Annotated in this window: 21 protein-coding genes; all 21 read left to right on the top strand. The window is 32.8% G+C overall.

The features are described 5' to 3' along the window. Positions 1–30: 30 nt before the first annotated feature. Positions 31–918 (top strand): glycosyltransferase family 2 protein, encoded by an 888-nt coding sequence (locus DB895_RS08830; RefSeq protein ID WP_116725007.1) that lies wholly within the window; start codon positions 31–33, stop codon positions 916–918. A 4-nt stretch (positions 919–922) separates the two neighbouring features. Beyond that, positions 923–1,594, top strand: a complete 672-nt coding sequence (locus tag DB895_RS08825) for a DUF1919 domain-containing protein (RefSeq protein ID WP_116725006.1) — start codon at positions 923–925, stop codon at positions 1,592–1,594. 25 nt (positions 1,595–1,619) lie between these two features. Continuing rightward, complete coding sequence (locus DB895_RS08820; protein WP_116725005.1) at positions 1,620–2,516, top strand: glycosyltransferase; 897 nt, start codon at positions 1,620–1,622, stop codon at positions 2,514–2,516. Between the two features lie 60 nt (positions 2,517–2,576). Beyond that, positions 2,577–3,128, top strand: coding sequence for a serine O-acetyltransferase (locus tag DB895_RS08815; RefSeq protein WP_116725004.1), 552 nt, complete (start codon positions 2,577–2,579; stop codon positions 3,126–3,128). A gap of 30 nt (positions 3,129–3,158) precedes the next feature. After that, a complete protein-coding gene (locus DB895_RS08810; RefSeq protein ID WP_116725003.1) occupies positions 3,159–4,157 on the top strand; it encodes an NAD-dependent epimerase/dehydratase family protein in 999 nt (332 codons plus the stop codon). A 105-nt stretch (positions 4,158–4,262) separates the two neighbouring features. Continuing rightward, positions 4,263–4,634 carry a four helix bundle protein gene (locus DB895_RS08805; RefSeq protein ID WP_116725002.1) on the top strand — a complete coding sequence of 124 codons (372 nt, stop codon included), beginning with the start codon at positions 4,263–4,265 and terminating at the stop codon, positions 4,632–4,634. A 117-nt stretch (positions 4,635–4,751) separates the two neighbouring features. Beyond that, on the top strand, positions 4,752–6,350 hold the full coding sequence (locus tag DB895_RS08800; protein WP_116725001.1) for a glucosamine inositolphosphorylceramide transferase family protein: 1,599 nt from the start codon (positions 4,752–4,754) through the stop codon (positions 6,348–6,350). A 2-nt stretch (positions 6,351–6,352) separates the two neighbouring features. Further along, complete coding sequence (locus DB895_RS08795; RefSeq protein WP_116725000.1) at positions 6,353–7,498, top strand: glycosyltransferase family 4 protein; 1,146 nt, start codon at positions 6,353–6,355, stop codon at positions 7,496–7,498. Between the two features lie 315 nt (positions 7,499–7,813). After that, positions 7,814–8,224: a GxxExxY protein gene (locus DB895_RS08790; protein ID WP_116724999.1), complete on the top strand. Its 411-nt coding sequence runs from the start codon at positions 7,814–7,816 to the stop codon at positions 8,222–8,224. 589 nt (positions 8,225–8,813) lie between these two features. Then, on the top strand, positions 8,814–9,893 hold the full coding sequence (locus DB895_RS08785) for a glycosyltransferase family 4 protein (RefSeq protein ID WP_116724998.1): 1,080 nt from the start codon (positions 8,814–8,816) through the stop codon (positions 9,891–9,893). Next, positions 9,894–11,330, top strand: a complete 1,437-nt coding sequence (locus tag DB895_RS08780; RefSeq protein ID WP_116724997.1) for an MBOAT family O-acyltransferase — start codon at positions 9,894–9,896, stop codon at positions 11,328–11,330. A gap of 2 nt (positions 11,331–11,332) precedes the next feature. Then, entirely contained in the window at positions 11,333–12,313 is a 981-nt protein-coding gene (locus tag DB895_RS08775) for a hypothetical protein (RefSeq protein WP_116724996.1), read from the top strand. Between the two features lie 31 nt (positions 12,314–12,344). Beyond that, a complete protein-coding gene (locus DB895_RS08770) occupies positions 12,345–13,793 on the top strand; it encodes an MBOAT family O-acyltransferase (protein ID WP_116724995.1) in 1,449 nt (482 codons plus the stop codon). Between the two features lie 2 nt (positions 13,794–13,795). Then, positions 13,796–14,695, top strand: coding sequence for a hypothetical protein (locus DB895_RS08765; protein ID WP_116724994.1), 900 nt, complete (start codon positions 13,796–13,798; stop codon positions 14,693–14,695). A gap of 317 nt (positions 14,696–15,012) precedes the next feature. After that, positions 15,013–15,963 (top strand): hypothetical protein, encoded by a 951-nt coding sequence (locus DB895_RS08760; RefSeq protein ID WP_116724993.1) that lies wholly within the window; start codon positions 15,013–15,015, stop codon positions 15,961–15,963. Positions 15,964–16,066: 103 nt separating this feature from the next. Then, the gene (locus tag DB895_RS08755) at positions 16,067–17,515 is read left to right on the top strand and encodes an MBOAT family O-acyltransferase (RefSeq protein WP_116724992.1); all 1,449 of its coding nucleotides are present in this window, start codon (positions 16,067–16,069) and stop codon (positions 17,513–17,515) included. A gap of 146 nt (positions 17,516–17,661) precedes the next feature. After that, entirely contained in the window at positions 17,662–18,717 is a 1,056-nt protein-coding gene (locus DB895_RS08750) for an acyltransferase family protein (RefSeq protein WP_116724991.1), read from the top strand. Between the two features lie 293 nt (positions 18,718–19,010). Beyond that, positions 19,011–20,732, top strand: a complete 1,722-nt coding sequence (locus DB895_RS08745) for an HAD-IIIC family phosphatase (RefSeq protein WP_116724990.1) — start codon at positions 19,011–19,013, stop codon at positions 20,730–20,732. A 5-nt stretch (positions 20,733–20,737) separates the two neighbouring features. Beyond that, positions 20,738–20,980 (top strand): acyl carrier protein, encoded by a 243-nt coding sequence (locus tag DB895_RS08740; RefSeq protein ID WP_116724989.1) that lies wholly within the window; start codon positions 20,738–20,740, stop codon positions 20,978–20,980. Next, the gene (locus tag DB895_RS08735; RefSeq protein WP_116724988.1) at positions 20,977–21,375 is read left to right on the top strand and encodes a MaoC/PaaZ C-terminal domain-containing protein; all 399 of its coding nucleotides are present in this window, start codon (positions 20,977–20,979) and stop codon (positions 21,373–21,375) included. The genes DB895_RS08740 and DB895_RS08735 overlap by 4 nt, the downstream gene beginning before the upstream one ends. Further along, on the top strand, positions 21,372–21,988 hold a 617-nt coding region (locus DB895_RS08730), incomplete at its 3' end, for an SDR family NAD(P)-dependent oxidoreductase (protein WP_133242661.1). The genes DB895_RS08735 and DB895_RS08730, both read left to right, overlap by 4 nt.

The raw sequence follows: 21,988 nt of genomic DNA, 5'->3' as shown, positions 1-21,988 counted from the left end.
ATTTAGGAAATTAACTTCAATATATAAAAGATGACTCAAACCTTGTTTTCTATTATCATTCCTTCCTATAATAGAGCTCCTATCGTTAAGAGGGCAATTAATTCAGTGTTGACACAATCTTTTTCCCATTTTGAAATACTAGTTGTCGATGATGGTTCTGTTGATAATACAAAAGAAGTCATTTCGGCATTTAATGATTCCCGAATTCGATATGTTTACCAAGAAAACAAAGGGGTTTGTGCCGCAAGAAATCACGGTGCTTCACTTGCAACTGGAGACTATCTTGTTTTTTTAGATTCGGATGATTATGTAACTGAGGATTGGTTAAATAATTTTCAGAAAGAAATAGAAGAATCTAAAGAGGTTGACCTTGTTTTTTGTGACATGGAAGTAATCGATTTGGATAAAAACAAAACAAAAACAGTTAAGGCATTATATCCTTATCAGGAAAATAAATATACTGATGATGGGTTGTATTTGGCGGGTACTTTTTGTGTTAGAACTTCCTTTTTTATTTCCATAGGAAGTTTGGATAAAAATTTAAAATTTGGCGAATTTACGGAATTTAGATTGCGATGTTTCAAAATGAAAGCGAACAAAAGATTTACAAAATCAAAAGGATTTATCTATGAGCTTTCAAAAGATGGGGGAAGTCTTAATGTAAAAAATAAAATTGATTCTAACCTTTATGTTTTAGAAAAGCATAAAGATTATTTTGAAACCTATAAACAGGACAAATTGAATTATTTGAATACGACTGCCGTAGCGGCTATTCGATTAAAGGATTACAAACTGGGACACCAACTTTTCAGACAATCCTTTTTAGACAATCCATTTAATTTTAAGAGCCTAATGCAGTATGTGTTTTCCATGAATAAATTTTCAGGACAATTCATTTGGAAAAACAATAAGAATTAAGCTGATGAAGATTATAAAAACAGTTGCCAAGAAAATGGATGTTTTACATTCACTTGCTTTAGAAAAATGGTATCGCTACGGAGTAAGAAGAAAAAATAAAAATAAAAATTTCACCATTATTTCTAATGATTGTTGGGGAGGAAGAGTATATATGGATTTAGGATTAGAATATAACTCACCAACGGTGAACGTATTTATATATTCTGATTGTTACCTAAAATTAATCTTAAATTTAAAAGAATATATGTCCTGTGCTCTTTCCTTTAAGGAGAATTCCTTTTATGAAGTTGCCAATATAAAGCGAAATGAAACAAAAACACACTACCCAATTGGTGTTTTGAAAGATATAGAAATTCATTTTTTACATTACAAAGATGAAGAGGAATGTATCACGAAATGGAATAAACGTATAGAAAGAATCAATTACGAGAATCTTTTTTTTAAATTTTCGGATGCGTATTTAGTCAAAGAAGCCGATTTGTATGCTTTTGACGCATTAGATTTAGATAATAAGGTTTGTTTTACGGCAAAGCCTTATGAAAATTTAAAATCAAATATTTGGATAAAAGATTTTAAAAAAAGCGATTTCGTATTGGATCCTTTTAAATATCGTTGGCAGTATAGAAAGATTTTTAATATTGTTAAATGGTTAAATAGAAGTTTTGAAACGAAATAGAAAAGTATATTAATTAGATCATTTTATGATAAAATTTGCCGGATTTATAATGACTTATGAGAGAGAGTCCATATTGTTAGATACCATTCAAAGGATATTTTCTCAAACCGTTCCGCCCGAAAAAATACTTATTGTTGATAACAGCACTACTAATCATACAGAGAAATTAATAAAGGATTTTAATAATCCGAAAGTCATCTATCATAGAGTAGGATATAATTCAGGCCCTGCGGGAGCGGCCGGAATCGGATTGCGTATTTTGGCGGATGAGGGTTATGACTGGATTTATTGGGGTGATGATGATGATCCTCCCGTTTTTGAGGACACTTTTGAGATTTTACTAAAAACCGCTCTTTCAGACCCAAAATGTGGCTGCGTGGGAGTAGTAGGGCAATTTTTTAATCGAAAAACGGGGTTTATCAATAGAGTTTCCGATGCTGAACTTCAATCAGAAGGAATAATAGAAGTAGATACTATTGCAGGAGGAATGTCAAAAATAGTAAACGGAGCTATGATTCTGAAATCTGGGATTGTGCCAGAAGAAAAATTATTTTACGGTTTTGAAGAATTAGATTTTGATATTAAAATTATTAATTTGGGTTACAAATTATTAGTTGATAAGAAGTTTTATTTAAAACATAGGTTGAATTTTAATCGTTTGGAATTACCATCCAGAACTTTTCAGAAAAAATCAAAAAGTGCTTTGTTTAGGGAATATTATTCCACAAGAAATATATTATATATATATTATGGGAATAAATTAAAAAGAGCATTTTTAACGGTCTTGTTTTATTCTTTTTTCAAACAAATTTTAAGATTTAAACATGGATTTAGAGCTGGATTTACCGGATTTAAACTATTTTTTCTCGCTTTTTTTCATTTTTTATCAGGGAGAATGGGGCATAGAAAAATTAAAATATAATTCTCATTTATCACGATTTTATTCGATACAGCAATAATATAAATTTTTAATATTTGGTGGATGGCTAAAATTTTTTCCTTTTTGTTGCAGGATGCCCCTCGGTACCGAAAGAATTCTAATAACACCTTGCGGAGTTTATTGTTTTCGCCAGGTTTAAGATTTATGTTTACGATAAGGGGGTGTCAGTATTTCTCAAAGTTTCATCCTCTAGGCTTGATATTTAGAATATGGAACAAACAGATGCAGGTAAAATACGGATTTCAGATATTTTATACCTGTAAAATGGGCAAAGGATTATTTATGGTTCATTATGGAACCATTGTCATTAATAATAAATCTACCATTGGCGAAAACTGCAATATTCATCAAGGAGTAACAATTGGAAATGTGAATCGAGGTAAGAATATGGGGTGTCCAAAAATTGGAGATAGAGTTTGGATCGGAGCCAATGCAGTTGTGGTTGGTGGTATTACTGTTGGCAATGATGTTCTAATCGCCCCCTTGAGCTTTGTTAATTTTGATATTCCCGATAATGCTGTGGTAGCAGGTAACCCTGCAAAAATAATTAGCTACAAGGGTAGTGGAGGGTATGTAAATTATCCTGTTTCCTAAACTGTTTTTTTATTACTTTAAAATAATAACATGAAAATACTTATTACTGGTGCCGCGGGATTTATCGGAATGCATGCCGTTTCAAAATTTGCTTCCTTGGGTCATGAAGTCATAGGTTTGGATAATATTAACGCCTATTATCAAACTGATTTGAAATATGCCCGTTTGGCGGAATTGGGAATCAACAGGGATGATCTGGAATACAATAAAACGGTAGATGGAAAGAATAACATAAAATTCGTTTTGCTCGATATTCAAGATGCCGGGAATTTGAACTCCTTATTTGCCACACAAAAATTCGATATTGTAATTCACCTTGCCGCCCAAGCAGGCGTACGGTATTCTATAACTAATCCAAGGGATTACATAGACAGTAATATTATAGGTTTTTATAATATGTTGGAAGCGTGTCGGAATTTTCCGGTGAAACATCTTGTTTTTGCCTCCAGTTCTTCCGTTTATGGCAACACCGATACGATTCCCTTTGCGGAAAATCAAAATACGGATTTGCCGGTCAGTTTCTATGCAGCCACCAAAAAAAGCAATGAAGTCATGGCACATGCTTATGCTGATTTGTACCAAATGCGAGTTACGGGATTGCGTTTTTTTACGGTATATGGTCCTTGGGGAAGACCCGATATGGCTCCTGTACTGTTTGCTAAGGCGGGGATGGAACACAAACCTATCAAGGTTTTTAACAATGGAGAACAAAGTCGCGATTTTACCTATATCGATGACATTATACAAGGAATTGTTTTGGTTTCCCAAAGTGAATCGAATGACAAAAACTACCAAATTCTGAATATAGGAAAAGGAAGTCCCGTTGCCCTTATGGATTTTATACATTTACTGGAAAAAGAGTTGGGAACTCCATTTCAATATGATTTTATGCCTCCACAAAAAGGAGATGTAGTGACCACTTATTCGAATACTCAAGAAATTGAAAAATTAGGATATAAAGCCACTACGCCTTTGGAATTAGGGATTCCGAAATTTATTAAATGGTTTAAGGAGTATTATGGGGGTTGAGGAAGAGGTTGAAAGGATGAGGAAGAGGTTGAGGTTGAAAGGATGAGGTTGAAAGGATGAGGAAGAGGTTGGAGGTTAAGAAGATTTTGATTTAAAAATTAGTTTATGGGTTATTATAGTTTTGAAGATATGACCGTTTGGAAATTGTCGATGGATATTGCGGAGCATATTTTTCATTTAACTTCGCGTTTGCCAAGGAGTGAGGATTATGGACTTACCAGTCAATTAAGAAGGGCCGCATTATCTATATCAGCCAATATTTCGGAAGGTTTTGGAAGGAGTTCTTCATTGGATAAAAAAAGATTTTATATTATGTCGAGAGGAAGTGCATTCGAAACTAAAAATCATCTTCTCTATGGAAAAAGAGTACACTATTTTGAAGCTACTAAAGTTTTGGAATTATGTACCATGATAGATAGTAATGTGTTTGAATTGAACAAATTAATAAAATCTTTAGAGTGTAAGGTGGAGGGGTGAGAGGTTGAGGATAATAGGTTTAGGTAGAGAGGCAGAGAATTTGAGGTTGGGAGGATGAGGAAGAGGATGTGAGTGTATCTTAATTATATAGTAGGTAAAACAGCAATTTTTGTATTAATGAATCCACCAATAAAAGTTTTAATTCTAACAGACGGCTCACAAGTAAAAAAATGGGTAGCTGATATTATTGCATTTGTTTCTGATTCCCCTGATTTCATCATTAGCGGTGTCGTGGTAAATACGGCCAGCAAAAAATCGAGTTCCTCTTTTTTGTATCGGCTTTTGAGATTGGCAGACCGGAAATTTTTCAAGGCCAAAAGCAATCCTTTTCAAACGGTTTCTTTAAATCTGGATTCCAGTTTGGTTTATACTACCCTTCCAATACAAAAACAGTTTAGTGATTGGCTCGACGAAGATTGCCTTTCATTTATAAGGGAAAAACAACCAGACGTCATACTACGATTTGGATTCCGGATTTTGAGAGGTCCAATTTTAGGAATGCCCAAATTTGGAATTTGGTCTCTGCACCACGGAGACAATAAAATTAACCGCGGCGGTCCTCCTGGGTTTTGGGAAGTGGTACAGCAAGATGCGATTTCGGGAGTAACTTTGCAGCAAATTACGGAAGATTTAGACGGAGGAAAAGTATTGGGGCGGGCATTTACCAAAACAGATTTGTTATCTTTTCATCGAAATCAAGTAACTATATTTGAGATTGGAATTCGGCTTTTTGAAGAAAAACTGAAGGAATTGGCAAATGGTCAGTTAAAAGCAGAAGTGGAAATTTTCGATTTTTACAGTAATCCGCTTTTTAAAAATCCAGATAATAAAAAGACATTATCTATTATTTTTAATTTTGGAATTCGAGTTGTCAAAAGAACTTTTGCTACTCTTTTTCATGAAGAGCAATGGATTATCAGCCATTCCAAAATAAACAATTCTGAAGAAACGCTCTATCGTTTTCAAAATTTAATTCCACCCAAAGGAACGAGTTGGGCTGATCCTTTTCCTGTTTTTTATGACAATGAATTGTGGTTGTTTGCCGAAGAAATAATTGGTAAAGAACCGGGAAAAATTGTCTGTTTCCACTATTTGAATGAGGAGAAACGTTTTAGTAGTCCTCAAACCATAATTCAGGAGCCTTTTCACATGTCTTATCCTTTCGTGTTTCAGCATGAAAAGGAATGGTTTATGATACCAGAGACAGGAGAAACGGGAAATGTCATTTTATACAAAGCCACTTCTTTTCCGTATTCTTGGGAAGTAAGCAAAACTTTGGTATCAGGGAAAAAATTATTTGACGTCACTCCGTTTGAGCATCTGGGTAAATGGTATTGTTTTGCTTCTGAACGATCCAGAGCTACTACAAGTCCAAATGACTTGCTGCAATTGTATATCTTAGAAAACGGGCCTTTAGGGGCTTGGAAATTGCATCCTTCCAGTCCTATAAAAATGGATGTGAGGGGAGGCCGCTCTGCGGGTAGCATTTTTCAAAAAGATGGAAAAACTTTTCGTCCAGCACAGTTAGGAGCGCCAAAATATGGCTATGCTCTTCAAATTTATGAGATCTTGTATTTGGACGATTTAAGTTACAAGGAGCAATTGGTTGAAACTATTTTACCTCATTGGAGTAAAGACAATTTAGCCACACACACCTACAATCAGGCTAATGGTTGGCAATTTATTGACAGTCAGCGGTTAGTTAGAAAAAAATAATTATGCGAATACTGTTAGTCATTGACTCTTTTTTTACTGGTGGAGCCGAATTTTCCACCTTGGAATTGTTTGGGTTTTTAAAGGATAGCGGAGTAGAAATCTGTGTTTGTAAAACAAAAGACATGCACCCGCAATACGATCCAGAAGTTTTCGGATTGGATAAAAACAGTATTTTTACTTTGCCTCAAAAGGGTTTTTGGGAAAAACGAAAGGCACTACAAAAAATCATTGCCGAGTTTAAACCCGATGTGGTTCATTCTGTATTGTTTAATGCGAATTTAATGGTTCGTACCATCCGATTATTCGATGGTTCCTTCATGCATTTAGAAAGTTTGGTCAATCATACCTATAGTGCCAATCGCTTGAAAGAACCCGGGGTTACAAAATACAAATTGGAAATTTATCGTTGGCTGGATATAATTACTAGTTTTTTAGGTACGGATCATTTTCACCCGAATGGTTTTTCGGTGGCAGAACATTATCAAAAAAAACTTCATATTTCGCCCAAAAAAATGACAGTGGTACAACGGGGCAGGAAGGCAGACCGCTATGAAGTGGCACCGTTGTTAAAATCAGAATTTGGTATTGACGAAAATCAACTGGTTTTAATTAATGTGGCACGTCAGGAATACCAAAAGGGTCAGGATGTCCTTTTGGATGCTATGGCACTTTTACCTCAATCAGTGTTGGATAAAATTCATCTACTCATTGTAGGTAGAGAAGGGAAGGCTACCTCATTGCTCCAACAACAAGTTCTTAAAAATAAAATCAATACTAATGTTACTTTTTTGGGACACAGAACCGACATACCCGCACTCTTGAATATGTCCGACGTTTTTGTTTTTCCATCCCGATTTGAAGGGCTTCCTGGGGTGCTGATAGAAGCGGAGGCCTCGGGTTTACCTATTATTTGTACGCATTTGTCCATGATGCTTGAAGTTGTTGAAGCGAACCAAAATGCTCTGACTTTTGAGATTAATAATGCAACCCAATTGGCGGAAGCTATTGCACAATTGGTTACAGATGCCACTTTAAGGGAACGTTTTGCTAAAAAGAGCAAAGAAATTTTTATAGAAAATTTTCAAATAGAATCTGTAAATAAAAAGATGTTTGATTTGTATCAAAAATTAGCCCCTGCCACAAATTGAATAGTTTGATTTTTAATTGTATAAATATTATTTTTACCACATAGAAACATAGTTTTATTCTAAATTAATCAAGAAAGCCTTGCTTTTACATAGGCTAGATTGGGATGCTTTTTACATAGCTATACTATGGAAAAGCAAAGTGCCTACAAATTCTAACAGAAAACTATAATTTCTATATCTCTATGTGGTTCAATTTTTTTATTTTTAATTTCGCCCAACGTGTTAAACTATTCTAGAAACCTTTGTTTTTGCATAGACGATAAAGGAAGGATTCACAGAAAATCATAGATTTGCTGTGCTAAAAAAAAACATATAATGACACAAAAATATTTAGATGAGTTGACATATGAAATTATTGGTTCAGCAATTGAAGTTCATAAAATAATGGGTAGAGGATTACTGGAAAGTGTTTATCACCAATGCTTAAAAGAAGAATTAACACATAGAAAAATAAATTTTTCATCAGAGATGAAAGTTCCAGTACTATATAAAGGAAAAGAATTGGAAACAGATTTTAGATGTGATTTATTTGTAGAAAATGCTATCATTGTTGAATTAAAAGCTGTTTTTGAATTTCATCCTATGTTTGAAGCAAAGCTTCTAAACTATATGAAACTTTTAAAATCCCCTAAAGGAATTTTAATCAATTTTAATTGTTTCAATATTTTTAAAGAAGGTCAAAAAACCTTTGTCAATGAGTATTTTAAAAATTTACCAAAAGAATAAAATTTTTGTGTCTTTTTTGGTTAAAATATATTTGTTCCTAATACAGACAAGTTTAAAAGTTAAAAATAATTGTAATATCATTAATAAATTATAAACGTCAAAGGGAGCGTCAATTTTTAAACCACATAGAAACATAGACGAAGCAATAGTTTTTAAGAAATCATAGTCGTTTCACTTTCTCATAGTTATGACCCGATACCAAAGGTCAAAAAGACGAAGTGAATCTATCTAAAAGTGAAACTTTCTTTCAATATCTTACAAAATCTATGTCTCAATGTGGTAAGAAACAATTTTAAAAGTGTTTGTAAATAAAAGCTGGAACCACATAGATACATAGAAAAACGATAGTTTTCTAGGAATCATAGACGTTTCACTTTTTCATAGCTATACAGTCTATAAAAAGCGAAGCTTCTAAAAAAGTTGATTATTTTCTATGTATCTATGTGGTAAAAAATAATTTTAAAAGTGTTTGTAAATAAAAACGGGAACCACATAGAAACATAGAAAAAGCAATAGTTTTTCAATAAATTATAGACTTATTTGGAAATCGACACAGAATTTTGTGGTAAAAAAATAAAGTAAGAAAAAAATGATAATTTTCCAACTCATACAGAAACCCCAAAAAAGAGGAGCTGAGATTTTTGCCGCCCAACTTTCTGAAAAGCTTCAAGCCTTAGGGCATCAAGTTATTTTGATTAGCTTGTTTGAAGGGGAAAGCGATTTGCCTTTTTCGGGGCAAATTATTCATTTAAATCGACCTTTGTCCAAACGATGGTTTGATTTCGCCGGATGGAAAGAATTTGCTGAACTAGTAAAAAAATACAAGCCCGAGATAGTGCAATGCAATGCGGGAGATACATTGAAATTTGCAGTGTTGTCCAAACAATTTTTTGGATGGAGGTCGTTGGTAGTGGCCAGAAATGCCAGTACGGTCAGCAGTTATATCAAATCGAATGTCACAAAACGTATCAACCAATTTCTGTACTCAAAAGCCGATGCTATTATATCGGTTTCGGAGCATTCTAAGACTGATTTGAACCGATTGTTCCCGACCACTAAGGATAAAACGGTCGTAATTCCGATAGGGGTGGAAAGCCAGCCTATTCAAGAAGTTCATTGGAAAAGCGGAGATCAAGTGTCTGTTAACGTAATTCATGTGGGCGGTTTTACGTTTGAAAAAAACCATATTGGTTTGCTGAACATTTGGGAGCAGTTTTTAAAAAAACAGCCTAAAGCCAATCTTCATCTTTTTGGCGATGGTTCATTGAAAAAAGAAATTCATGAACTGGTAAAGAATAGAGGGCTGGAATCATCAGTCCTTTTTTATGGTTGGGTTACCCATCCTATGGATTATATTGCAAAAGCAGATGTGTTGGTTTTGCCCAGTATCATTGAGGGTTTGCCGGGGGTTCTTTTAGAAGCTATGTTTTGTAAAACAGCCGTAGTGGCCTATAACGTGGGAGGTATTTCTGAAATTGTGAAGGCAGGAGAAACCGGATTTTTAATAGAAAAAGGAAATGAAATAGGATTTGTGGAAGCTATAAATGCTGCACTATTAGAAAAAAATCAAGAAAAAATTAAAAATGCCTTTACATTTGCCAATGAAAATTTTGACAATCATCAAATTGCACTTCGTTTTGAAAGTGAATATAAAAAATTAAAAGAATAGATGTTTTTTAACTCCTTAAATTTTGCCCTATTCTTACCGATAGTTTTTGTACTTTATTGGTTTGTAATGAATAGAAGTTATAAACTTCAAAATATATTGTTATTAGTTTCAAGTTATTTTTTTTATGCTTGTTGGGACTGGCGTTTTTTGTTTTTGCTCATTTTTTCTACGGTATTAGACTATTATACGGGTTTGAAAATGTCGGATGCAAAAAATCAGAAAAGTAAAAAGTTTTGGTTCTGGTTAAGCATATCCACCAATCTGGGTTTTCTGGGGATTTTTAAATATTATAATTTTTTCGCAACCTCTTTTGCTGATGCTTTTTCCCATTTCGGATGGCAAGTCAACCCTTGGACTTTAAAAGTGATTCTTCCTGTGGGTATTTCTTTTTACACTTTCCACGGATTGTCCTACGTGATTGATATTTATAAAGACCGAATAAAAGCAGAACAGAATTTTATAGATTATTCTGTTTTTGTCAGCTTTTTTCCGCTATTGGTAGCGGGACCCATCGAACGAGCAACGCATTTATTGCCACAAATTCAGAGAAAAAGGACTTTTGATTACACAAAGGCCGTAGATGGATTGAAACAAATCTTGTGGGGGTTGTTTAAAAAAGTGGTTATTGCCGATCAATGTGCCGATTATGCAAACAGGATTTTTAATAATTATTCAGACTATTCTGGAAGTACATTAGTGTTAGGTGCGGTATTTTTTGCCTTTCAAATTTATGGGGATTTTTCGGGTTATTCAGACATCGCTTTGGGAACGGCACGTCTTTTTGGAGTAGATTTATTGCGAAATTTTGCCTTCCCGTATTTCTCTCGGGATATTGCTGAATTTTGGAGACGTTGGCATATTTCGCTTTCCACTTGGTTTCGCGATTATTTATACATCCCGTTAGGAGGCAGTAAAGGTGGCACTTGGATGAAAGTTCGGAACACTTTTATCATTTTTTTGGTCAGTGGATTTTGGCATGGAGCAAATTGGACTTTCTTGGCTTGGGGTTTTCTGAATGCCTTATTTATTATGCCATCGATTATTTTTAACACCAATAGAACTAATCTTGAGATTGTGGCTCGGGGAAGGTCTCTACCGACATTAAAAGAATTCGCATCTATAATCGTTACTTTTTCGCTAACGGTATTTGCCTGGATTTTTTTTAGGTCTAATACGATTGATGAGGCATTTAGTTATATCTTAAGAATATTTAGTCATTCATTTTTTACTGTTCCTACGGTTAGACCGGCTATATTGTTCCTTTTGTTAGGATTCTTTTTTTTAATTGAATGGTTTGGTCGTGAGGAACAATTTGCAATTGCTAATCTCGGACAGAAATGGGCCAAGGGAATAAGATGGATTTTTTATTATTTGTTAGCGATATCTATACTTTATTTTTCAGGGTCTGAACAACAATTTATTTATTTTCAATTTTAGTTATGAAAACTTTTTTAAAGTATTTAATGATTTTCATGGTGCCTTTTATCATTTGCTTTATATGTTTTGAAGTTTATTTAAGACAAATAAATACTGACTATACCGAAAAAGAAAAAGGTCTAATTTTAAATCAAAAAAACATAGAGTTAATAATTTTAGGAAATTCCCATTCAACGTATGGAATTGACCCAAATCAATTTGATTTATATTCTTATAATTTAGCTAATGTCGGTCAATCACTATATTTTGATAAGCGCTTAGTTATGAAACATATTGACAAATTAACCAATTTAAAATTTGTAATTATCAATATAGACTACCATTCATTATATTTTTCAAGTCAATCTGAAAGAGATGCTTGGTCTTATTATGGGAATGGGATAGAATATAAAAATGGGATTTCGGTACTGTCAAAAATATCTCGTATTTATGGCTATACATTTAGTGTGTCAAAAAATTTTTTAAAAAAAGATAGAAGTAAAGAATACAAAATAATTAAAGCAATTGATGTGGAAAAAGGGGTGGACTTAAATAAACCCATTTACAAAGGATGGTTTTCTTTTAAAGGTACAGATAATGACCAAATGGCAGCATTAAAATACAAAAAGAGAGCCGATAGTTTTAATGATTTAGTTTTAAACTCAACTGAAAAAGAGGAAATACTACTAGATCTGGAGGATTTCATTTGTCAATTGCAATCAAAAAAAATTACTCCTATTTTGGTAACTACCCCTTGTTATAGTCCTTACATAAAAATGTTAAATCAAAAGCAATTAAAAGCTAATGAATTAGACGTTGTCAAATTAGCAAAGAAATTTAATTTGAAATATTGGAATTTTTTAAATCTTCCTTTAAAAGAAACGGATTTTTATAATTGTGATCACTTAAATAGTAATGGAGCCAAAGTGTTTTCTACAACATTAAATTCACTCGTTAATAGCAATTTTTCAATAGCGAAACCAAAAAAGGAGTATTCTAAATAGGTTACCCATTAAATAAAACAGAATCTTATATATGTTTTTTAACTCCCTAAATTACGCCCTATTTTTACCCATAGTTTTCATGCTTTATTGGTTTGTTACCAATAAAAATCTTAAATCTCAAAATATATTAATCCTTGTATCGAGCTATTTTTTTTACGCTTGTTGGGATTGGAGATTTATGTTTCTACTCATTTTCTCTACTTTATTGGATTATTATACGGGAATAAAAATGTCGGAATCCAAGGATTCTTACAGCAAAAAGTTTTGGTTTTGGTTCAGTATATCCATAAATCTAGGTTTTCTGGGCGTTTTTAAATACTTTAATTTTTTTGCAACCTCTTTTGCCGATGCCATTTCTCATTTCGGATTGCAGGTCAACCCTTGGACACTAAAAGTGATTCTTCCGGTGGGAATTTCTTTTTATACTTTTCACGGACTATCCTACGTGATTGATATTTATAAAGACCGGATAAAAGCAGAGAAAAATTTTGTCGAGTATGCTTGCTTTGTTAGTTTTTTTCCTTTGTTGGTAGCTGGTCCTATAGAAAGAGCTACACACTTGCTTCCGCAGGTTAAAAAAGTTAGGGTTTTTAATTACTCGAGAGCGGTTGATGGACTACGTCAGATTTTGTGGGGGTTATTTAAAAAAATAGTAATAGCAGATAATTGTGCTGAATTTGCTAATTTGATTTTTGATGATCACACAAACTATTCGGGAAGTACCTTATTTTTAGGAGCCGTATTTTTTACTTTTCAAATTTATGGGGATTTTTCAGGGTATTCTGATATTGCATTAGGATCTGCAAGATTATTCGGTTTCGAATTGCTTAAAAATTTTTCATATCCTTATTTTTCAAGGGATATAGCCGAATTTTGGAGACGTTGGCATATTTCGCTTTCTACTTGGTTCCGGGATTATTTATACATCCCGTTAGGAGGAAGTATAGGTGGTACTTGGATGAAAGTTCGAAATACCTTTATCATATTTTTAGTTAGCGGTTTCTGGCATGGAGCCAATTGGACTTTTCTAGTCTGGGGATTTCTGAACGCTTTATACATCATGCCTTCAATAATTTTTAATACGAATAGAAATAACTTAGATATTGTGGCTAAGGGAAAATTACTTCCTTCTCTAAAAGATTTTGGGTCTATTCTATTAACATTTATTCTTGCCGTTTTTGCGTGGATCTTTTTTAGATCGGATAGTGTTTCTCAGGCATTTGATATTATAGGAAGAATTTTATCGAGTTCGTTATTAAAAGTGCCTCAATTCAGGGGGATAACTAAAGCGTTAACAACATTATTGCTCTCAGCTGCTTTTTTCCTGATTGAATGGCTAGGAAGAGAAAATGATTTTGCAATCCAAAAATTTGGTTTCAGCTGGAGCAGTAAATTCAGATGGATGTTTTATTTGATATTGGTTGCCTTTATCTTTTATTTTGCGGGGAAAGAACAAGTGTTTATCTATTTTAATTTTTAATAATGAAAAAATTTCTTCTAAGAGTGTTTTTTTTTATAGGCATTATAATCGTCACTGTTGTTGTGGACGTTGTTTTGCAAAAAAATCTACTATTTAAAGATGAGGATTTAAAATTACCTAAGGAGATTTCCATCTTAATTTTTGGGCATTCCCATCCCGCAAATGCTTACAATACAGAATATATACAGCATGCCGTAAATTTGGGCGAACCTGGAGAGGCATACATTTATACGTATTATAAGGCCAAAAAAGTAATTGAAAATAATCCGCAAATTAAAAAAGTTTTTATAGAGTTTACCAACAATCAAATTGATAAAGGCATGGATGATTGGTTGTGGGACGATGTTCATCTTCAATATAGAATAAAGTCTTACGGCGTTTTATTAGATAAAGAAGCAATTCAATTGTTGTATAAAAAGAATTCCACAGGTTTTATTAATGCTTTTTCAAAGAGTTTATTTGATAATATAGGAAGTTTATTTACGAATAAAAAGAATCTGATTCTAAAAGGAGGAATGGGTAAATTTATGCCGACGGATAAAATTATTGAAAAACCGAAATCTGATTCTATTGATAAAAAAAGAAAATTATTAGACAGTATTTCAGCGTATAATATACTTTATTTGCAAAAACTAGTAAAGTATTGTCAGGATAAAAAAATGGAAGTTTGTTTAGTAAGAAGTCCAATGCATAAAAGTTATGATGTTTCCTATAGCGAAAGTGTTTTTAAAACCATTTTACATCAAAACTTTAAGGATGTTAAATGGTTAGATAATAAAAACTTTCCTTTGCCCGATAAGGGATTTCAAGATTCAGAACACTTAAATTCGTTTGGAGCCAAAGTCTATTCTCAATATTTCAATGAGCAAGTAAATGAAAATAGTAATAATATCCGCCAATAGAAAAACATAAAATTTAACCCGTTGGGTGTAATTGATGAAAATTTAAATTATAGAATAAATAAAAAATTAAACCACATAGAAACATAGAAAAAAAGAGTTGGATAGCCCAATACTTGGGTTCACATGGCTATGTTTTTCTCAAATAAAGTGAAACGCCTTTCAAAATTCATAAAATCTATGTTTCTATGTGGCTAAAAATTAAACAATTTTGAATTACACCCAACGGGTTAAAATTTAGTTTAAACTTTGGTGCGTTTTTATCTGAATATCTAAATCCGTTGCAGGCTTTTTACCTTTACCATTTTAAAATAACATAAATGAAGAAATTCGGATTAACAATTTTATTATTTTTTATACCGTTATTTATTTTAGCAGAACTGGGGGATTATTGGATAACCCAATCGCTTAGAAAATCAAAGGATAAGTACTTTGTAGTTTGGAATGATTTGGTTTCCGGAAACTTAAATTCTAAAATATTAATTTATGGAACCTCCAGAGCAAGAGCCCATGTTAATCCGAAAATAGTAGAAGACACTTTACATTTATCTACCTATAATTTAGGAATTGATGGATACACCTTTAAAATGGAATATTGTAGGCATCAGCTGGTTTTAGATAAAAACGAAAAACCTTCCTATATTATACAGACACTCGACTATCACATGTTAGGCGATATTGAAAATTTATATCAATATGAACAGTTTTACCCCTACTTTGATAACGAAATCATCCTTAAAACCATTAAGACTTACAAGGGGCTTAATTGGTGGGACTACCATATACCATTAGTAAGATACTATGGAAGCACAAAAGAAATTACCAGCGCAACGAACATTTTATTACGTCCTTCCCATAACAAAGGAAACAGGTATAAAGGATTTTACAATGTTAATCAAAGCTGGACTAATGAGTTTGAAAAAGTAAAGGAATCCAAAAAAGGCATACACCAAAAGTTGATTAAAGAACAAATAATCCTTTTTGAGAATTATTTGGCAGATACCAAAAAGAGGGGGATACACATCATTTTTGTTTATACTCCGGAACATATTGACGGTCAGAATTTTGTTTCAAATAGGGCGGAAATTATAACATTATACAAGAAAATGGCTGCTAAATATGACATTCCCTTTATAGACTACAGTTCAGACCCCATGTGTTTTAACCGAGATTACTTTTATAACGCAGAACATTTAAACTTAAAAGGAACTAATTTGTTTTCAAAAAAATTAGCGTCAGATTTAAAGAAATATATAAAAGTATCCGAATAAGAAATAAAATTAAGCTTGAATAAATTAAATTTCAAATATGAGTTTTGAATTAAGATTTTTAATGCAATTAAAAAAAATATAATAAACAAATAAAAATACACAAATGTTTTTTAACTCCTTAAATTTTGCGATATTCTTACCAATAGTATTTATTCTTTATTGGTTTGTAATGAACAGAAACTATAAGTTTCAAAATTTATTATTGTTAGTATCAAGCTATTTTTTTTATGCCTGTTGGGACTGGCGTTTTTTGTTTTTGCTGATTTTTTCTACGGTATTAGATTATTACACGGGTTTGAAAATGTCGGATGCGAAAAACCAAAACGGCAAAAAGTTTTGGTTTTGGCTCAGTATATCCGTAAATCTAGGTTTTTTGGGCGTTTTTAAATACTATAATTTTTTCGCGACTTCTTTCGCCGATGCTTTTTCTCATTTCGGATGGCAAGTCAACCCTTGGACCTTAAAAGTGATTCTTCCTGTGGGGATTTCTTTTTACACTTTCCACGGATTATCTTATGTGATTGATATTTATAAAGACCGAATCAAAGCGGAAAGGAATTTTATAGACTATTCCGTTTTTGTTAGCTTTTTCCCTTTGTTGGTTGCAGGACCCATTGAACGTGCTACGCATTTGCTGCCACAAATTCAGAAAAAAAGAACTTTTGATTACGTTGTAGCGGTAGATGGATTAAAACAAATCTTGTGGGGCTTGTTCAAGAAAGTGGTTATTGCCGATAATTGTGCCAAATTCGCCAATATTATATTTGAGAATTCTACGGACTATTCAGGAAGCACATTAGCGTTAGGGGCGGTATTTTTTGCTTTTCAAATTTATGGGGATTTTTCGGGCTATTCCGATATTGCTCTAGGAACGGCGAGGCTTTTTGGAGTAGATTTATTAAGAAACTTTGCTTTTCCTTATTTCTCTCGGGATATTGCCGAATTCTGGAGACGTTGGCATATTTCGCTTTCCACCTGGTTTCGGGACTATTTATACATCCCGTTAGGAGGTAGTAAAGGCGGTACTTGGATGAAAGTTCGAAATACTTTTATCATCTTTTTAGTCAGCGGATTTTGGCATGGAGCAAATTGGACTTTCTTGGTATGGGGATTTCTGAATGCGCTATTTATCATGCCTTCCATTATTTTTAATACCAACAGGGTCAATCTTGAGATTGTGGCAAAGGGGAAAATTTTCCCAACCTTAAAGGAATTCGTATCCATAATCGTTACTTTTTCATTGACTGTTTTTGCTTGGATCTTTTTTAGATCTAATACTATAGACCAAGCCTTGCATTATATTTCGGGAATATTTTCAGTTTCATTTTTCAGTTTCCCCACTTTCAAAACAGAAGTTTTAAGCATTCCAATCCTTATTTTGGTGGTTTTATTCCTAATTGTAGAATGGATGGGCAGGGAACAACAATATGCCATCGCCAATTTATTTCATGGGAAATCTAGAGGATATCGATGGGTATTTTATTACTTACTCATTGTCATACTATTCATTTTTGCGGGATCTAACCAGCAGTTTATTTATTTCCAGTTTTAGATGAAATTGATATGATTTGAATTGATAAAAACAAATTAAGGATGGAATACCATACTTCTTCGCCTATTCTTTATCGCTCGAGTCAATAAAAAATATCATCTTAATATAAAATATTTTAAATAAAAATTTTACAAAAAAAATAAAAAATGAGAATAGAACAATTAACATTTACCAGATTCATAGCGGCTCTATCAATAGTCATTTTTCATTATGGACAAGGGAGTTATCTCTTTAATAATAAGTATTTGTCTTTTATTTTTTCTCAAGCAGATGTAGGCGTAAGTTATTTTTTTATTTTGTCAGGATTTGTTATGATAATTGCGTATTATAATAAGAAAGACGTACCATTTTACGATTTTATTAAAAATAGGTTGGCTCGTGTATATCCGGTTTATTTTTTGGCCATATTTTTATTATTGATTTTAAAAATTAATTCCACATCTTTAGAAGATCTATTTTTAAACATATTAATGATACAATCATGGATACCAGGAAAGGCCACTAGTCATAATTATCCAGGATGGTCATTATCTACAGAGCTATTTTTTTATTTATCATTTCCTTTTTTGTTTAATTATATATATAAAAAACTCACACTAAAAACCATTTCATATTTGATTATTCTATTTTGTTTATTTTTTCAAATTTTATTTCAATTGATTGTTTTTTATAAAATAATTGAAATCCCACTGTATAGCAATAGAGATTTAAATTATCTTCCAATAATGCGTTTAAATGAATTTTTAATTGGAAATTTAGCTGGATTGTTTTTTATTAAGAAATTAAATATTGTAAATAGAAATTATAATTTTCATGTTTTTGGTGTAATTGCCTTACTTCTTTTAGTATTTAAGTTCCCTATTGATTTGAACAATCACAATGGATTATTATCTGTTATTTTTGTACCTCTGATTATTTTTATTTCATTAAGTAAAGGGAAATTATCAGAACTATTTAATAATAAAGTATTCGTTTTTTTGGGAGAAATTAGTTTTGGAATTTATATCTTACAGTATCCAGTTTGGTGTTTGATAAATGATTATAGATTAAATAAATATTTACATTTGGACAATCAGGATGATTTTACTTTAGGATTCTTTATCAGGCTTTTCTTTTTAGTTGGACTATCCTCTTTGAGTTATTTGTATTTCGAAAAGCCAATCAGAAATAAAATAAAACTTTTCCGCACACCACTTAAGTAATGTCGTATTTGTTTTTAGTGCAACCCCTAGTCGTTACCGATAGGTTGACATTATAAAATTCAGCAATAAATAGTTCCAATTACTTATTGTGAATTATAAATGATAATTTTATATATGTTTGTTAAAATCCATTTTTATAAAAATTTATGGAAAAATGTACAAAATGATGAAATTGTAAAGATAAAAATATCTAATATGGAATAAGAATCGATTAAAAAATGAATCATTTATCAAAGAGTGAACTTACTATCTTCGCTGACATAAAAGTTAATAAATAAAACAAAACATCAATAATGAAGAATTTTTCTCAATTAAAGAAGAATTTAAAAAAAGATTTTTCTGGTTTAAAAGCCATCAAAGTTGCGATTTTGGGCGATACCGCCACGCAGTTCCTAACGCAGACATTGCGGGGGTTGGGTTATGATAACGGTTTCAATCTCGAAATATGGGAAGCCGATTTCAATCAAATCGAGCGTCAAGTTTATGATCTTTCTTCTGAATTGTATGAATTCACACCAGAAATTGTCATCGTGTTTCAATCGTCCCACAAGTTATTAGGGAAATACAACAAAATCAAGCCAGCCCAACATGTAATGTTTGCGTCAACTGAATTGGAAGCAATAGAAAACATCTATTCCAATCTAACCAACAATCTCAATGCGAAGGTGATTTATTATAACTACACCGAGATTGACGATTCCATTTTTGGGAATTATGCCAATAAAACCGAGTCTTCTTTTTTGTTTCAATTGCGAAAACTCAATTACGAGTTGATGGTATTGGCATCAAAAAGTCCCAATTTATATTTGTGTGACCTTTCTTCGATTCAAAACCAGGTTGGAAAAGCCAATTTCTTCCAAACTTCAGTTTACATCAATACAGAAATGGTTCTGAGTATTGATGTTTTGCCCAAGGTAGCCACCAAAACCATCGATTTAATAAACACCCTAAACGGCAAGTTTAAAAAATGCGTCATCCTAGATTTAGACAATACCACTTGGGGCGGTATCATTGGAGATGACGGAATAGAAAATATCCAAATCGGCAGTTTGGGAATTGGAAAAGCTTTTTCCGAGTTTCAATATTGGATAAAAAAATTGAAAAATAGAGGAATCATAGTGGCTGTTTGCAGCAAAAACACAGAATCAGTTGCCAAAGAGCCCTTTGAAAAACATCCCGATATGGTTTTGAAAATGGATGACATTTCCGTTTTTGTTGCCAATTGGGAAAACAAGGCCGACAATATCCGGCAAATACAAAGCATTTTAAATATCGGTTTTGACTCGATGGTGTTTTTAGACGACAATCCTTTCGAGAGAAATATCGTCAGAGAAAACATTCCCGAGATTTGTGTTCCCCAATTGCCCGAAGATCCGGCAGATTATCTGGAATATTTATATACCTTAAATCTTTTTGAAACCGTTTCCTTTTCTAATGAAGATGCAGAGAGAACCAAACAATACCAAATAGAAGCACAAAGAGCCACAATTCAACAAAAATTCACGAATGAAGATGATTTTTTGAAGAGTCTTAACATGCTTTCCTTGGTTGAACCGTTCAATAAATTTAACGCTCCAAGAGTAGCGCAGTTATCCCAACGTTCCAATCAATTTAACCTTAGAACCGTCCGTTATACAGATGCCGATATCGAAAGGCTTGTAGTATCCGATGATTATTTTACTTTTGCCTTTACGCTTGAAGATAAATTTGGCGACAACGGATTAATCTGCGTGGTGATTTTACAACAAGAAAACAGCGAGACTTTATTTATAGACACCTGGTTTATGAGTTGCAGGGTATTGAAACGCGGAATGGAAAATTTTGTGCTCAATACCATTTCAAGTTTTGCCAAAGAAAATGGATATACTCGATTAAAAGGGGAATATTTGCCCACTGCCAAAAACGAAATGGTAAAAGAGCATTATCCTAATTTAGGGTTTGAAAAAAACAACACCCATTGGGAATTGAATATTGAAAATCACAAAAGAAGAAAAAGTTTTATAAACAGCAAATAAGGATTATGGAAAGAAATGAAATTTTAAAGCAAGTAAATGCAATATTTATAGACACCCTTGATGACGAGGATGTGGTGATTGAGGAAACAACGACGGCAAATGATGTCGAAGAATGGGACTCCTTAACCCATATCCAATTGGTGGTGGCCATCGAAAAACATTTCAAAATACGGTTCACTTCCAAAGAAATTCAAAGTTGGAATAATGTCGGGGAAATGTTGAATTGTATTCAAGAAAAGGGAATATGATTTTTAAATTGGGAGATAAATTTGAAGAACATTTTATAGTTTCCGATGAAACATATAACGGATTTATTCAAATATTCAAAGACACAAACCCTTTGCATACCGATGAAAATTTCGCTGTCGAAAAAGGTTTTAAAGGTAAGGTAATGCACGGCAATATTTTGAATGGTTTCCTTTCCTATTTTATTGGCGAATGCTTGCCAACAAAAAATGTCATTATCCATTCCCAAGAAATACAGTTTAAAAATGCGGTTTATTTAAATGACGAATTACAATTCAAGGCAGAAATAATTGGAATTTACGAATCGGTCAACGCCATTGAATTTAAATTTGATTTTAAAAATGCAACAACAAAAACAGTCGCTAAAGGTAAAATTCAAATAGGAATAATCAAATGAATGTATTAATCACGGGAGGCGCTTCCGGACTGGGGGAGGCAATTACAAGAATTCTGGCAAAAGATTCCGGTAATACTGTATATTTTACCTATAAAAATTCGGAGGTAAATGCCAAAAAACTAGAGCTGGAGTTTCCTAATGCCGTTTCAATCCAATGTGATTTTGGAGATACCGATGCCCTAAAAACATTTACGGACAAAATAATTCCATTTGATTTGGATGTTTTGATACACAACGCTTACAACGGCGCATTTTTAAAATCTCATTTCCACAAAATACCTTCAGACGATTTTTTAACCGATTTCAAAGAAAATATATTACCCGTTATTGAAATTACCCAAGCAGTCCTAAACGGTTTCAGAAAGAAAAAACAAGGAAAAATAATCACGGTTTTAACGGCGGCATTGGTCAGCACACCTCCAATTGGTTCGTCGGTCTATATTGCCAACAAAGCCTATTTGGAAAAACTGACACAAGTTTGGGCAAACGAGAATGTGAAATTTAATATCACATCCAATTCGGTTTCCCCGTCATTTATGCAAACCAATCTGACAGCCACTTTTGACGATAGAATATTGGATCAAATGATAGAAAATCATCCTCTGAAAAAACT

The organism is Flavobacterium psychrotolerans, assembly GCF_003097635.1.
Taxonomy (GTDB): domain Bacteria; phylum Bacteroidota; class Bacteroidia; order Flavobacteriales; family Flavobacteriaceae; genus Flavobacterium; species Flavobacterium psychrotolerans.
This window is presented reverse-complemented; position numbering and strand designations above follow the sequence as displayed.